Source organism: Kordia antarctica (genome assembly GCF_009901525.1).
In the GTDB taxonomy this organism is placed as follows: Bacteria; Bacteroidota; Bacteroidia; order Flavobacteriales; family Flavobacteriaceae; genus Kordia; species Kordia antarctica.
This window is the reverse complement of sequence record NZ_CP019288.1, coordinates 4,605,582-4,619,950: the sequence shown is the minus strand read 5'-3', so window position 1 is coordinate 4,619,950 and position 14,369 is coordinate 4,605,582. Positions and strand designations below refer to the sequence as shown.

Here is a 14,369-nt window from a genome sequence, read left to right as displayed (position 1 = left end):
GGTGTGTAAAGTAAAACACATTTTATATTTTTGGTTTGCTTTATTCTCCGTATTGTCCCAAGCTCAATCTAACGATATCATCAAGGACAGTATAGAGCGCACTTTTGTGGACTTCTATGAGTTTAAAAATAAAGCTAAAATGAGTCACGCATTAGAAAAGCTAGTGACTATTTTGGACTTATCGGATAGTATTAACGATAAAAAAAGCACCGCAAAAGTCTATATGCTTCGTGCGGAATTAGGAATTGAAGAAAACTACAAAAGTTTCAATCCAACGGAAATAGAAAGTTATTTAAAAAGAGCTGCACAAATTCAATTAGAAATTCCAGATTCACTTGGACTCGGTTATAATTATGTTTTACGCGCCTTAACCGCGACTCGAAACACTTCATACAGCAATGCTGACAAGCATTTTAGTGATGCAGAAGCTATTTTTGAAAAATATCAATCTACGGATGATATCAAAAAATTAAAATATTATCGCGGTTTATTCTATCTAAGTCAAGGAATTAATAATCGTGCTATTGAAAGTTTTGAAAATTCATTACCGATAAACGATCCGTATCAGCCAAAGTATTTACGCGCCAAAGTACATTTGAATCTCGCGAAAGCGTATAAAAATATCAAGCAATATGAACAAGCAAAACTAAATGCCAAAATAGCTTTACAAATTGCAAATTCCTATGATTTCCCGATTATAAAACTTGAAAGCACACAAATTATTGGCGATATGTATGCAGGTTTGAATGATTTGAAAAATGCATATACATTTCAAAATGAATACATTAAAATCAAAGACTCTATCTACAATATAGAGCGTTTGCAAAGTGTTGCGCTAGCTAGAGCTAATTTTGACAATGAATTTCAAAAGCGTCACATTACTGAATTAGTACGTCAATACGACGATTCTACTCAAGTTGGAAAACGTAACAAATTAACGTCTATATTAAGTTCGGCGTTGTTAATCATTATTTCATTATTGACGATTTCTCTCTATCGAAACAATCAAATTAAAGTTAAAACAAACAACTTATTACTGAAGAAAAACTCTGAATTGCAATTGGCAAAAGACAACGCGGAAAAAGCGATGAAAGCCAAAGCGCAATTCTTGTCTACGGTAACGCACGAACTGCGGACGCCACTATACGCCGTAACAGGTTTGACGCATTTATTGTTAGAAGAAAACCCTAGCGAGAGCCAAAAAGAACACTTAAAATCCTTGAAGTTTTCGGGCGATTATTTATTGACGTTTATCAACGATATTCTTCAAGTGAATAAAATTGAAGCTAGAAAACTTGCGGTTGAAAGAGCACCAATAAATCTAAAAAAGGTATTAAATGATGTCGTGAATTCGCTCTCGCAAACATCTAAAGAAAACAATAATAAAATCATTTTAAGTATTGATAAAGGTATTCCTGATAAATTGATTGGCGATTACCTAAAAATGTCGCAAGTATTTATCAACTTGATTAGCAATGGTTTAAAATTTACAAAAGATGGAATTGTAGAAATTTCTGCAACAATTACGGAAGAAAGCGATACGCAACAAGCCATTTTGTTTGAAATAAAAGATAATGGAATCGGGATTTCGAAAGCAATGCAAGAAAATATTTTTGATAGTTTTTCGCAAGGTTCTGTGCAAATCAACCGTAAATATGGTGGAACTGGTTTAGGATTAACAATTGTAAAAAGCTTGTTGGAATTGCTGAATAGCAACATTCAACTCGAAAGTAAACTAGGCGTAGGTTCTACGTTCCGTTTTCCGCTTACTTTAGATAAAGTTGAAGAAGAAGCACTAAGTCATACAGAAATTATAGGCGAAGAAAAAACCGATCTTAAAAACAGACAATTTAAAGTATTGCTCGTTGAAGACAACAAAATAAACCAAGTCATTACGAAGAAAATTATCGCAAAACAAAATATGACCTGCGATATTGCAGACGACGGTTATCAAGCTATTGATTATGCTCGAAGTAATCATTATGACTTTATTTTAATGGACATTCATATGCCAGGAATTAGCGGAATTGAAGCCACTAAAGAGATTCGAAAATTTGATGCTTCTACGCCAATTATTGCGTTGACAGCAATTTCGCTAGACGATAATAAAAATGATTTCTTAAAAGATGGTTTTAACGAAGTAATTTCGAAACCTTTTGATCCTGAGGTTTTCTACAAAAAGATTTCGCATATTCTTTCTTAATAATTTAAAACACATCACATTTACATTTCGATTCTACTCAGTATTCTACATATCTGGCAAATGTTCTTTTGAAAGAAACAAAAAGCAACTAAACCTTGTTTCATACATATATTCAGACTGTTTCGTTATAAAATTTAATGAGTTGGTTATGCGCCTTACTTTTGTCAATACAAAATATTTAAAGTTTTTTCTTTTAAATTACAATAATTAACCCTATATTTATTGTAAGTTATTTTTAACAAAAATTGTTGTGTACTTACGAATCAAAGCTTTCTACTTATTGAATTTTTGTTTAGTATACCAAATAGATTCTTATCTATTAAAGACTTAAAAAATTATAGTTTTCCCCTAACTGTACTGATGATTGTATTACATAAAGCGTTATCTGAAAAGCTTTAATAGAGTAAGAACAATTTAATCAACACTATCATGAAAAAAAGTTTAACAAAGTACCTTGTGCTATTTGCTGTTATTACAGTAAGCATACTAGCCTGCCAAAAGGACAATGAACCATTATCTGAAACAGCTAATTCAATTGAAGCTAAGCGTCAAAATAATGGTATAGATACTGAGCATTTAGAAGAAGCTCTTGGAGAGTATAAAGGAAGATCTGTAAGCGCAAATTTCGTAGGTCGAATTATAGATGAAAATGACCAACCTATAATAAGCGCAATAGTTATATTAGGTGGAACACAAAGAACGACAGACGAAAATGGAATCGTTACGTTTATGAATGCAACTGTCAACGAAAATTTTGCTTATGCCCGTGTGTCCGCTCAAGGATATACAAATGGCTCTAGAGTTATGGTGCCTAACCATGGAAACAATAGTCAAAATTCATTTACCATAAAACTTTTTAATTTAGAAAGCTCACAAATCATTGATTCTTCGGGAGGAGAAGTAATCGTTGAAACTGATTTTGGAGGAGAAGTAATAGTCATTTTTGATGATGGTTTTATAGATGAAAATGGAAATTCATACACAGGAAATGTTTCGGTAAATCTTAACTATCTAAATCCTTTAAATGAGGATATGGCTAATACAATGCCAGGAGAACTTTACGGATTAACCGCAAATTATGAAGAAGTTGCTCTAGGTTCGTATGGAATGGTAAATGTAGAACTTACAGGAAGTTCGGGCGAAAAATTACAAATTACAAATCCTGCAAAAATTCATTTACCTATACATCCTGATCAACTAGCAATAGCTACAAATCAAGTACCAATGTGGTCTTTTAATGAAGATACTGGAGTTTGGTTTGAAGAAACAGTAGCCAATAAGAATGGTAGTCATTACATAGCGGAAGTAAACCATTTCTCTTTTTGGAATTGTGATGCTCCTTTTCCAGTAGTCAATTTCAGTGCTACAGTAACTGATGCTAGTACGGGAAATGCAGTAGTAGGTCTTAAGGTAACGATTTCATATAATGGTTTTTCTCGTTTTGCAGTTACTAATAGCAGCAGCAGCGGTAATGTTAGTGGAAAAATTCCAAGTGGTCAAGTAATGAGTATAACAATTACAGATCTTTGCGGAACAGTACTTTACACTAATACTTCATTTGGTCCTTTTAATAGTGCAACTTCGATTACTATTCCTGTAAATTTAACACCAAATTCAGCAGTAAATATTTCAGGATCTGTACTAAATTGTGCTTCAGCGCCTGTCACTAATGGTTATGTGACCTATTCTAATGGAGGACAATTTTTGGCAACCTATTTAGTAAATGGAGGAACACATAACTATACTGCTGTATCATGTAGTATTCCAGTAAACATAGATCTTGTAGGTGCAGACTTAAGTACTGGTCAAACGGTTGTACCTATGACTGTAACAGCAAATCCAAGTGCTATTGCAAATTTAACTGCTTGTGGCGGATTGGTTGCGGAATACATACGATACAGTGTAAATGGAACGCCTTTACAATATGATTTACTATATCCTAGCGGCGGCTCACAAGGAGCAAACAATATTTACGCAGCAGCTTCATCATCTAATAGCGGAACTTACATTTATGGCAATGTAGCGGCATTAGGAACATATCCTTATAATCCTAATCAATCTACCACGACTGCATTGGCTTTCGAAGTCTTTGGAGACGCTAATGGGATTGATTCAAACGCAACTGTGGGTATTACTGGTGCTATACAATTTACAATAACCAGTTTTGGTCCTATAGGAACCTATATTGATATTGATTTTACAGGCAATTATATAGATTTATTAGGGAATACAAATTTTGTTCAAGGAACTGCGCATATCATTAGAGATTTCTAATTAGCATACCAAATAGAAAACAAATTAAAACGGGATTTCCTTTATTAGGATTTCCCGTTATTTTTAATGTAACAACTGAAGAGTTGATTTTATAAAAACCTTAATCTTCTCTTTAAAATCCATTTCTTCCGCTAAAAAACTAACTTCTATTGGCAAGTAATACAAACTATCCAACATTCCTTGCAAACGCATAAAATCTTTCTCCGTTGTCAAAATACGCTTGTTTCCTGCTTTTTGTTTGATCGTTTTAATATCGCTTTCGCTGAAATTATAATGATCTGGAAATTTTAAATGCACATACTGTAATTGTTCATCGTTTAAATGCTTCAACAATGGTTTAGGATTTGCAATTCCTGTAATCAATACAAATTCTTGTTGTTTCAAAGATGCTAACGAAATTTTTTCTGTTTCGTTTTGAATCATTTCTGCGTAAGCTATTGTCGTAAAGAATACTTTTTGATCCGTTTTCGGACGTAATTTCTGCGTGATTTGAAGCATCTCATTTTCTGAAACGTTTGTCGGACATTTGGTCACTACAATCAGATCTGCGCGTTTTGCACCTGAAATTGGCTCGCGTAAATTTCCTGCAGGCAACATAAAATCGTTCACATACAAATCGTGATATGGCGTTAACAGAATATTGAATCCTGCGGTTACTTTTCGGTGTTGAAACGCATCATCTAGTAAAATGATATCTGGAGCAATTGGCAAATTTCGCAACGCTTCAATTCCTGCGGTTCGTTCAGCTTCAACCGAAACTATAATTTCATCTTTGAATTTGCTATAAAACTGCAATGGTTCATCGCCAATATCAGAAGCTGTAGTTTCCGCATTCGCGACTAAAAACCCTGTCGTTTTCCGTTTGTAACCTCTACTTAGTGTGGCAACTTTGTATTCATCTTTTGTCAATCGAATTAAATACTCAATCATAGGCGATTTTCCGGTACCGCCAACACTTAAGTTTCCAACGCAAATCACGGGAAAATCATACGATTTAGATTTCAACCAACCTTTTGTAAACAACCAATTACGCAAAAACACTATGCCGCCATATACTATGGAGAACGGAAATAATAAAAGTCGAAGTCGTCGCATAAAAGCGAAAGTATCATTTTTTAAGGAATTGAAATAGTAAAAATCATTCCTTTTTAACATATATCTTCTCATTGGAGGCAAATAACATTAATTGTTTTTCTTGTTGTTCGCCATGTTTTATTAAGATTTTAAAAAACTTATAACTGTCTGGAAATACGGAAATCGTAGGCGAAATTAAGTTTTCTGTTTTGTATAATTTTCCTTGTGGCGATTCTTCAAAATCAGCAATCACAATATAATAAAAGCTTTTAAATGCTTGAATTTCGTCGTCGTCACTTGCGCGTTCGTCGCTGCTAACTTTTATGGCTTGCATTCTAAAATAATTGTTGCTTCTGGATACTACATTGGTTTCGTTAATTTCTAAAACGACTTCAAACAATCGATCATCTTTAATAGCAGTTAATCCGTCTCGCGATTGCGAAAAAGCAAAAAAATTAGTCAATAAGAGCAGCATCGTAATCATGTTTATTTTCATAGTTTTGATAGAATAAATTGTTTAATCCATTCAAATTAAAACATCAAGTTCACTTTACAAAACATTTTATGTAAGCGTAGAAATAACTTCATAAGCGTAACAAATAGACTTGATTTTAGCGTTTTTCATCTGTTTTTCTGATGCTAATTTCTATATTTGAACAAAAGCACAAAAAATGATCGTTCAAGATATTATTTCACACATTGAAGAATTATGTCCACTCGCCTATGCCGAAGATTTTGACAATGTAGGTTTGCTTATTGGTTCGAATACACAAGAAGTTTCAGGCGTATTGATTTCGTTAGATACACTTGAAAATGTCGTAGATGAAGCAATTGAAAATAACTGCAATATGATTGTGAGTTTTCATCCAATTATATTTTCTGGCTTAAAAAAAATTACTGGAAAAACCTATGTGGAACGTGTGGTTTTGAAAGCTATAAAACATGATATTGCCATTTACGCAATGCATACTGCGTTGGACAATTCGTGGAATGGTGTCAGCGATCGGATCTGTGACGAATTAGGCTTGACCGAAAAATCAATTTTAATTCCACAAAAAGGAACGATTAAAAAACTCATAACATTTGTGCCTAAAAAAGCTGCTGAAAAACTTCGAAATGCTTTGTTTGCTGTTGGCGCAGGAAATATTGGTAATTATGAAAATTGTAGTTTTAGCGTAGAAGGCTTGGGAAGTTTTCAAGGAAATGAAGCTTCAAATCCTACGATTGGCAAAAAAGGAGACACACATTTTGAAGAAGAAATTCAGGTAGGAATTACGTTTACGAAACATTTAGAAAGTAAAATTATCCGAACGCTTCATGAAAATCATCCGTATGAAGAAGTTGCCTATGAAATTACAACCTTGGAAAATACAAATCAGCATATTGGAATGGGAATGATTGGAATGTTTGAAAAACCAATGGAAGAATCGCAATTTATGACCTTATTAAAGACAAAAATGAAGGTTCCTGTGGTGAGACATTCGGCATTATCAGGAAAAATGATTCAAAAAGTCGCTGTTTTGGGTGGAAGCGGAAGCTTTGCTATTGATTATGCTAAACGTGCTGGCGCAGACGCATATGTTACGGCAGACTTGAAATACCACGACTTTTACAAGGCGGAAGGAAAGTTAGTTTTGGCAGATATTGGACATTATGAAAGTGAACAGTATACAAAAAATCTTTTATTTGAGTATCTTACGAAAAAAATTCCTAATTTTGCATTCATTTTATCAGCAGAAAATACAAATCCAATCAAGTATTCATAGATATGGCAAAGAAGAAAGAAGTTACGGTTGAAGAAAAATTACGCGCGCTTTTTGATTTACAATTAATTGATTCTCGTGTAGACGAGATTAAGAATGTAAGAGGAGAACTTCCTTTAGAGGTAGAAGACTTAGAAGATGAAGTAACTGGATTAACTACGAGACATGAGAAGCTTCAAGCCGATCTTGGTCAGATTGATGATAACATCAAGAGCAAAAAGAATATTATTGACGAGGCTAAAACCTTAATCAAAAAATATACAGAGCAACAAAAAAATGTTCGTAACAATAGAGAATTCAACGCTTTATCTAAAGAAGTTGAATTTCAAGAGTTAGAAATGCAATTGGCTGAAAAGCACATCAAAGAATTTAAAGTTTCTATTGATCAAAAGAAAGCTGTCATTTCACAAACGAAAGAACGTGTTGACGAAAGACAATCACATTTAAAGCACAAAAAAGCGGAATTAAACGATATTCTTGAAGAAACTAAAAGAGAAGAAGAATACCTTTTAGGAAAATCTGCAGAATTTGAAAAGCTAATCGAAGCCAGATTGTTAGCAGCTTACAAACGTATTCGTAACAATGTACGTAACGGTTTGGCAGTTGTAAAAATTGAAAGAGGTGCTTCTGGTGGTTCTTATTTTACAATTCCACCACAAGTTCAAGTAGAGATTGCTTCTAGAAAGAAAATCATCACTGATGAGCATAGTGGACGCATTTTAGTTGATCCAGCATTAGCTGACGAAGAAAAAATAAAAATGGACAAACTTTTCGCTAAGTTTTAAATCCAACACAATATATATTAAAAAAAACCTCGCTACTTAGCGAGGTTTTTTTGTGGCTTTAAGTTCGTAAATTAACGGATACAATTTATCGCTGGTTTCATACAAACCTTCGGCATTCTTTACCAAATTTGGTAATACATCATATGGAGACGCATCGTGTTCTTTGAAGAGTTCAATTGTCAAACCTGCTTCAATTAGTGCGTTGATGACATCACTCAAACCGTGATTCCAAGCGTATTCTTTGCTAACCATTTTCGTTTCTCCATCTTCGGCGTACGTTCCTTCGTATTCTTCGTAAATCACTTCTTCTTGACTATACGCGTATTTTAATATTGCCGGCGTTTGTAAATAATCAAACATCCATACAATTGGATGAAATTCTACCATGTAAAATGTTCCGCCATCTTTTAAGCGAGATGCTATAATTTCCGCCCATTTTTGTAAATCGTGCAACCAACCTATGACGCCGTAACTTGTAAATACAATATCAAATGTATCTGTGACATGATCGTTTACATCAAACACATTACAACAATGAAATTGCGCATCTAAATTTAATTCGGTATTTAAGGATTTTGCTAGTTTAATTGCTTCATCAGACAAATCAATTCCTGTTGCTTTTGCGCCCATTCGAGCAAAGCTCAACGTATCTTGCCCAAAGTGACATTGCAAGTGTAATATTGATTTCCCTGCTACATTTGGCAAACTATTCAGTTCATATTTCATTAAAGATGATGCACCATTTTTAAAATCTTCCATCGCATACATTTCACTTTTTGCATGAACGGCTACCTTTTTATTCCAGGTTTCTTTATTGGTATTAAAATAATTATTGTTCATTTTGTCGGTTTTTTATGCCTTTTATCGTATAATTGTTGTTCGAATTAATTCTCAATGACAATTCTAAGGAAAAAAAATGAAATCATACTTAAATTGAAGAATTAGTAAAAGCATTTACCTTAAAAATAATAAAATATTATTGACATTTCAGACTTACAAAATATTTCTGGAAATTCATTTACAAAACTAATTGCGAAGAAGTACTTCGGAGCAATAGTAATAGTTCTAAATCTTGAAAAAGCCTCGCAATTTGCGAGGCTTTTTTGGCAATAAAAAACAGTTTCCTCGTTTTTGATTAATGAACGCCGCTCATCAACCTTTTAATAAAAGGCGATATCATCATGACCAATATTCCAATAACTGCGGTAAGCACGCCAAAAACAGCATAAACTGATACATATTGGTATAATTGTTCGAATGCTGCTCCGTTGGTTCCTGAAAAATCTGGTGTCAATCCTGTAATTGTTTCTGTTATTTGACCAAAAATTCCACTTGCAAACATGTTTTCTTCTGTTGCTGAAACTGTGGTTAATTTGGCAATTTTCCCAGCAAAAAAGTGTCCGTAGAAAGATGCAGAAAAGAAAACTCCCATAATAAATGCCAAGTATTTTTTTGGTGAAAGTTCCGTCATTTTTGATAATCCAATCGGAGAAATACACAATTCGCCAACGGTTAAAATTAAATACCCGACAAATAAATACCACATTGGAGTCTTTGCGAAAATATCCACCGAATTTGCAGACATTGCGAAGACAATAAATCCAAGTCCTAATAAAAACAAGCCTAATCCAGCTTTGAGCGCAGAATTTGGATTTTTATTTTTTCTTATTAAAACCGTCCATAACCATGAAAACGGAATTGCTAATAGAATGATAAATCCTGAATTTATACTGTTTGTTTGCGCTGCATTCAGTCCGACGAGATTGATGTTTCTATCTGCAAAAAGTGTCAATGAACTTCCTGCTTGTTCAAAAATTGCCCAAAATAACGCCATTAAAATCGTGAAATATGCGGTTACTAATAAACGCTTTCGCGCGATGATTCCAACAGAACGATAAATATAAACTATCATCGCAGTAATCGCGATCGTAGCGATCCAAACGATATAATGTTCATATTGATTGAATTTTACAATAATAGCAAATACAGGAACTGCCAAAAATGCACCAATCGTAACTAATTGTCCTTTATTTAAGCCAAGCCATTTTTGATCATATAATTTCTGATTTGGCACTTTTCCTTTCTCTTGAAACACATTTTTGTTCGTTCCTCGATAGAAAAAGAATAATCCCAACAACATTCCAAATCCTGCCAACATAAAACCATAATGCCAGCCGTACACTTCCGCAAACCAAGCACATAATAATGGAGCAACTGCGCCACCAATGTTGATTCCCATGTAAAAAATGGTAAATCCAGCATCGCGCCGTTTGTCTTCTTCATTATACAATGCGCCAACAAATGTGGAAATATTTGGCTTAAAAAAACCGTTTCCGACAATTATCAATGCCAACGAACCGTAGAAAAATATTGGTGTTTCTATTGTTAAGAAAAAGTGTCCTAACGCCATCAAAATTCCGCCAAGGAAAATTGCCTTTCGATATCCAATATAATGATCGGCGATAATTCCGCCCAAAACTGGCGTTACGTATACTAATGACATATACGCAGCAAAAATTCCGATGGACATATCATCACTAAACAATAACTGTTTGGTCATGTATAAAATAAGCAACGCTTTCATTCCGTAGAAAGAAAAACGTTCCCAGAGTTCGGCAAAAAACAAATAAAATAATCCTTTTGGATGCCCGAATCGTGTATCGGAAACAGTTGAAGATGACATGTACATTGTATTTTAAATTAATAGCATACAAATGTGTCATTCTTCAAATCTAAAGAAAAGTAGTGTCGTTAAGTATAGTAAAAAATAATAAGTTGTGCAGATTTGTGTTGTGAAGCACAATTAATTACAAATAGATTTATATTCTTCATTTTCAGCAACTTGCACAAACTCATGGAGCAAACCTTCATCAATAGTAATGTTTTCGGGAATCATACGCAATCGGTATTTTCCTTCGCCTAAAAACGTAAATAAGTCTCTACGTTCTAATTGTTGATGCGCTTCTAGTTGTAAAATTTCATTGATATTTTCAATAATTCGTGTGAGATAGGTTTGGTTTTTTATTTCACCAGCGGAACTTACCAAAATGCTTTGCAAATCGCCATTTCCATATTCGCGACGAATGGCAAATTTCAACAAGTTTTTATATTGAGTAGTTTTCGATCCAAAATCTACTTGCGCATTGTTTATATTTTTTGATGGAATACTGAGTTGAATCAATGACCAATCTAGGAATTTAAGACGCATTTCATTTGGTCGTGGTGTATTTGCGAGTTGAATTACCCAACTTGTCGCCAATACTAAAAATAATGAAATCAGTGATGTTTTTGCAATAATCTTGATAAGTAACGTAGCAAATTCATCATTAAAACTTAGAAAAACTTCTGGCAACTGTGACACAAAAATTAATACCATAATCACTACCGAAATCATCGCAACGAGTTTTAATCCACGATGTAAAAAAGTTTTGTAGAAAGAAATTAGCATTAAAAAACACAAGAAACCTGATAATATTAAATCTGGAACTGCATTTAATCGCACGTTATTATAGATATTATTTTTACCAAAAACACCAGTCATTATAAGCGTTACAGAAGCAACTGCAATAATGATTCCGATGATAATCTTGATGTTTTTTGTGTTATTGTAGATGAATTTTGGCGCGTAGTAAAAGTAAAAAAGTGCCATCAACAAAAAGAGATTGTTCACAATAGACAATAAGTTCACACCAATTTGATACGCCATCGTGTCAGAAAACCCAAACCGTTTTGATGTGTACGCCCAAATTCCTGAACCAACCCAAACAAACATGGCTAAACTTAGGTATAACAATCCGCTATCGACACGTTTTTGCGATTCGTCTTCTTCTAAAATCTGGCGAAAACGCTTCCGAATATTCGAATAAATTGCCAATAGCAAAATAGCTCCGACAAAGGAAATAAAAATATGTGCGAGGTTATGGAATTGTGCTACACTTGTCATTTAAAAAATATAATTAATGAATTACAAGATTGAATGATTAAAAAATTAATACATTGATTAATTGTTACATTATTCACCACCTAATATCTTACGAACCAAGTCTTTTTTTGCAGCTTCATTTTCACCAAATAACCAACGCAATACATTGTCTTCCCAAATATCATCGTGTTGTTTTTGATCTATAATATTGCGTTGCATTGATAAATCGAGGAGTTTCCCAGGATATGATGATTGTGCATCGCTTACCATTTCTCCCAACGGATACGGATCGTCTAATCCCATAATAATCTGCTTACTTCCTTGTCTGTCAACCATTAACTTAAACGAATCCGTATCGTGTACCAACGTATCAAAGTAAATATTTGGATGTCCAACGGCTTTTCGTGGATGTACTTTTCCTTCAAACAAATCTGGTCGTCCATCAAATCCTTGAATTCGTCGTCCTAAATTCATTTGCGCCAATTGTCCGCCATGTGCAAAACACGTTCGAATGTTTGGAAAACGTTCTTGCATTCCGTTTAGCGTATAAAAATGATACGCATCACCACATTGTGCCAACATCCAAATTAAGTGAAAACGCCAATTTACGTTTTCTAATTTGATCATTTTATCGCCATCATACGGATGAATTTCAATCGCTAATTTATACTTATTTGCCAATTCAAAAATTGGATCATTTTCTTCATCAAACACAGATCTCCATTGTCCTATAGAGTCCATAAAGTGCGTTGGCAAACACAAAACGTGCAAGCCTAATTGTTCTACACAACGTTCAATTTCCCATAAAGCGCCATGTATAAATCCCGGATGCACTACAAATCCACAGGTAAATTTCGATGGATGATCTTGTTGCACTTTTGCATTAAAATCATTCTGAAAACGCAACGCATGTTTCATTGCTTCTAGGCGCAAACCGTTTCCATATAATTGTGAAAGATTCAGTATTACGGCATGGTCAATCTTGTTTTTTTCCATCCAAGCTAGCTTTTCATTCAAGAAAAAACTAGAATCTGTCACAGGTCGTTTCCAATCGTCTTGCAACATATATTTACGTTCATCATCTACCCAAAAAATCTTTTTATCCTTCATAAATTGAGGAATTTGCTCTGGATATGGCAATAAATGTGAATGTCCGTTTATACGCAGTTTTCGTTTCAAGGTAGTATTAGTTTTTGGGCGTGACTCTAAATGTTCACTTCGAGTACCTCAGTGTACTTTTCGGTTATTTTTTTATTACTACCGAATAGTAGATTCCTGAGCGAAGTCGAAGGACAATCCCTCACGCATAATTAATCCTATAAAAATACTATTTCTTATAGAGATTGTGTTGTGTTTAACGTTTTAAAATGCTTGTAATCTAAAAAAACTAGCCTTCACTCCTTTTTGAATCGTCAAAAAAGTATAAAGGCTAGTTTACTAAAAATATGGTTGGTTACTATTTGTTTAACTTACAACAACTGCTGATTCTTTTCGAGCGGCTCTTAAAGTAATTGTATTATCAAATTTATTTTGATAGGAAAATGTGGTTTTTCTTCCTTGCTTTTGTGCTATCACTTTTACTGGAAATGCAAAAGAAGCCGCGTCTATATCAAGTTCATGTGATTCTGCATTTTGACTAACGTTTTCAACTAATCCTGCAAATTCACTTGCTAATTTTTCGTTTAAGATATAAAACTTACTCGTGCCATTTTCCTTAACGATTAATGCCAATTCTTTACTTTTAAATCCAAACATTGGTTTCTTTTGAAGTGGAATTGCAAAACATGAGCTGTTTAGTTTCACTACTTCAGTGGCATTGTACACATATCCTTCTTCGCTTAAAGTTGCAATCAATCGTTGGTGCGTTTTTGCAACTCCGCTTGACAGGTTTGAGATAGAAATGTGTTCAACAGTACTTAGTAAACGATTAAATCCTTTTCCGATACTGGAGAGAGAAATACCGTTATTACTAGCTAAGGCAGAACTAGGGAACATGGAGAGCGCACCTGCGCTCATTACACTGGATACAATAAAGTTTCTTCTGTTCATTATGGTTAGTTTATTAGTTTACAATATATTAAACATCGTAAAATATGGTTTTCAGACTCTCAATTTAAGAATTTTTTAACACTTTTATGAATTAATTGTTAAAAAATTATAAAGTCAGGTAGTTATACTTTTAACCTTGTAAGAATTTTATAAATATGTTTATGAGTTAAAAGTGTAGTTTTTGTTTTTACAGCTTCGCTGGGTTGTTTTTGTTTTGTTGATTCGTTGACTTGTTCATTGTTCAATTCGACTAAATCTAAAGCACTTTCAACTTTTCACTCTTTGCTATTTTGTTTTTT

11 protein-coding genes are annotated in these 14,369 nt (G+C 33.7%); 4 read left to right on the top strand and 7 right to left on the bottom strand.

Annotation, left to right across the window (positions count from 1 at the left end; genetic code table 11):
• The first annotated feature begins 139 nt into the window (after positions 1-139).
• Together IMCC3317_RS19415 and IMCC3317_RS19410 are read left to right on the top strand one after the other, a co-directional pair.
• A complete protein-coding gene (locus IMCC3317_RS19415; protein ID WP_160131141.1) occupies positions 140-2,203 on the top strand; it encodes a response regulator in 2,064 nt (687 codons plus the stop codon).
• Positions 2,204-2,632: 429 nt separating this feature from the next.
• Positions 2,633-4,477, top strand: coding sequence for a hypothetical protein (locus IMCC3317_RS19410; protein ID WP_160131140.1), 1,845 nt, complete (start codon positions 2,633-2,635; stop codon positions 4,475-4,477).
• A gap of 63 nt (positions 4,478-4,540) precedes the next feature.
• On the opposite strand, the gene lpxK is transcribed toward IMCC3317_RS19410, so the two are convergent.
• Positions 4,541-5,572 carry a tetraacyldisaccharide 4'-kinase gene (lpxK, locus tag IMCC3317_RS19405; RefSeq protein ID WP_160131139.1) on the bottom strand — a complete coding sequence of 344 codons (1,032 nt, stop codon included), beginning with the start codon at positions 5,570-5,572 and terminating at the stop codon, positions 4,541-4,543.
• Between the two features lie 43 nt (positions 5,573-5,615).
• Positions 5,616-6,047, bottom strand: a complete 432-nt coding sequence (locus IMCC3317_RS19400) for a hypothetical protein (RefSeq protein ID WP_160131138.1) — start codon at positions 6,045-6,047, stop codon at positions 5,616-5,618.
• Between the two features lie 175 nt (positions 6,048-6,222).
• Between IMCC3317_RS19400 and IMCC3317_RS19395 the strand changes: the two genes are divergently transcribed.
• A complete protein-coding gene (locus tag IMCC3317_RS19395; protein WP_160131137.1) occupies positions 6,223-7,317 on the top strand; it encodes a Nif3-like dinuclear metal center hexameric protein in 1,095 nt (364 codons plus the stop codon).
• A gap of 2 nt (positions 7,318-7,319) precedes the next feature.
• Positions 7,320-8,099: a zinc ribbon domain-containing protein gene (locus IMCC3317_RS19390; protein WP_160131136.1), complete on the top strand. Its 780-nt coding sequence runs from the start codon at positions 7,320-7,322 to the stop codon at positions 8,097-8,099.
• Positions 8,100-8,135: 36 nt separating this feature from the next.
• Here IMCC3317_RS19390 and IMCC3317_RS19385 read toward each other — a convergent pair whose 3' ends face one another.
• The 5 genes from IMCC3317_RS19385 to IMCC3317_RS19365 all read right to left on the bottom strand — a co-directional run bounded on the left by IMCC3317_RS19385 (position 8,136) and on the right by IMCC3317_RS19365 (position 14,070).
• A complete protein-coding gene (locus IMCC3317_RS19385; RefSeq protein ID WP_160131135.1) occupies positions 8,136-8,939 on the bottom strand; it encodes a class I SAM-dependent methyltransferase in 804 nt (267 codons plus the stop codon).
• Positions 8,940-9,234: 295 nt separating this feature from the next.
• The gene (locus tag IMCC3317_RS19380; protein WP_160131134.1) at positions 9,235-10,782 is read right to left on the bottom strand and encodes a peptide MFS transporter; all 1,548 of its coding nucleotides are present in this window, start codon (positions 10,780-10,782) and stop codon (positions 9,235-9,237) included.
• Positions 10,783-10,902: 120 nt separating this feature from the next.
• On the bottom strand, positions 10,903-12,042 hold the full coding sequence (locus IMCC3317_RS19375; protein ID WP_160131133.1) for a hypothetical protein: 1,140 nt from the start codon (positions 12,040-12,042) through the stop codon (positions 10,903-10,905).
• 69 nt (positions 12,043-12,111) lie between these two features.
• Positions 12,112-13,200, bottom strand: a complete 1,089-nt coding sequence (locus IMCC3317_RS19370) for an amidohydrolase family protein (protein WP_160131132.1) — start codon at positions 13,198-13,200, stop codon at positions 12,112-12,114.
• A 285-nt stretch (positions 13,201-13,485) separates the two neighbouring features.
• Positions 13,486-14,070: a hypothetical protein gene (locus IMCC3317_RS19365; protein WP_160131131.1), complete on the bottom strand. Its 585-nt coding sequence runs from the start codon at positions 14,068-14,070 to the stop codon at positions 13,486-13,488.
• Between the last annotated feature and the right edge of the window lie 299 nt (positions 14,071-14,369).

Excerpts from the sequence above, each read along its gene's own strand:
- IMCC3317_RS19415 (WP_160131141.1), top strand. The coding sequence starts at position 140 with ATGAGTCACGCATTAGAAAAGCTAGTGACTATTTTGGACTTATCGGAT.
- IMCC3317_RS19410 (WP_160131140.1), top strand. The coding sequence starts at position 2,633 with ATGAAAAAAAGTTTAACAAAGTACCTTGTGCTATTTGCTGTTATTACA.
- lpxK (WP_160131139.1), bottom strand. The coding sequence starts at position 5,572 with ATGCGACGACTTCGACTTTTATTATTTCCGTTCTCCATAGTATATGGC.
- IMCC3317_RS19400 (WP_160131138.1), bottom strand. The coding sequence starts at position 6,047 with ATGAAAATAAACATGATTACGATGCTGCTCTTATTGACTAATTTTTTT.
- IMCC3317_RS19395 (WP_160131137.1), top strand. The coding sequence starts at position 6,223 with ATGATCGTTCAAGATATTATTTCACACATTGAAGAATTATGTCCACTC.
- IMCC3317_RS19390 (WP_160131136.1), top strand. The coding sequence starts at position 7,320 with ATGGCAAAGAAGAAAGAAGTTACGGTTGAAGAAAAATTACGCGCGCTT.
- IMCC3317_RS19385 (WP_160131135.1), bottom strand. The coding sequence starts at position 8,939 with ATGAACAATAATTATTTTAATACCAATAAAGAAACCTGGAATAAAAAG.
- IMCC3317_RS19380 (WP_160131134.1), bottom strand. The coding sequence starts at position 10,782 with ATGTCATCTTCAACTGTTTCCGATACACGATTCGGGCATCCAAAAGGA.
- IMCC3317_RS19375 (WP_160131133.1), bottom strand. The coding sequence starts at position 12,042 with ATGACAAGTGTAGCACAATTCCATAACCTCGCACATATTTTTATTTCC.
- IMCC3317_RS19365 (WP_160131131.1), bottom strand. The coding sequence starts at position 14,070 with ATGAACAGAAGAAACTTTATTGTATCCAGTGTAATGAGCGCAGGTGCG.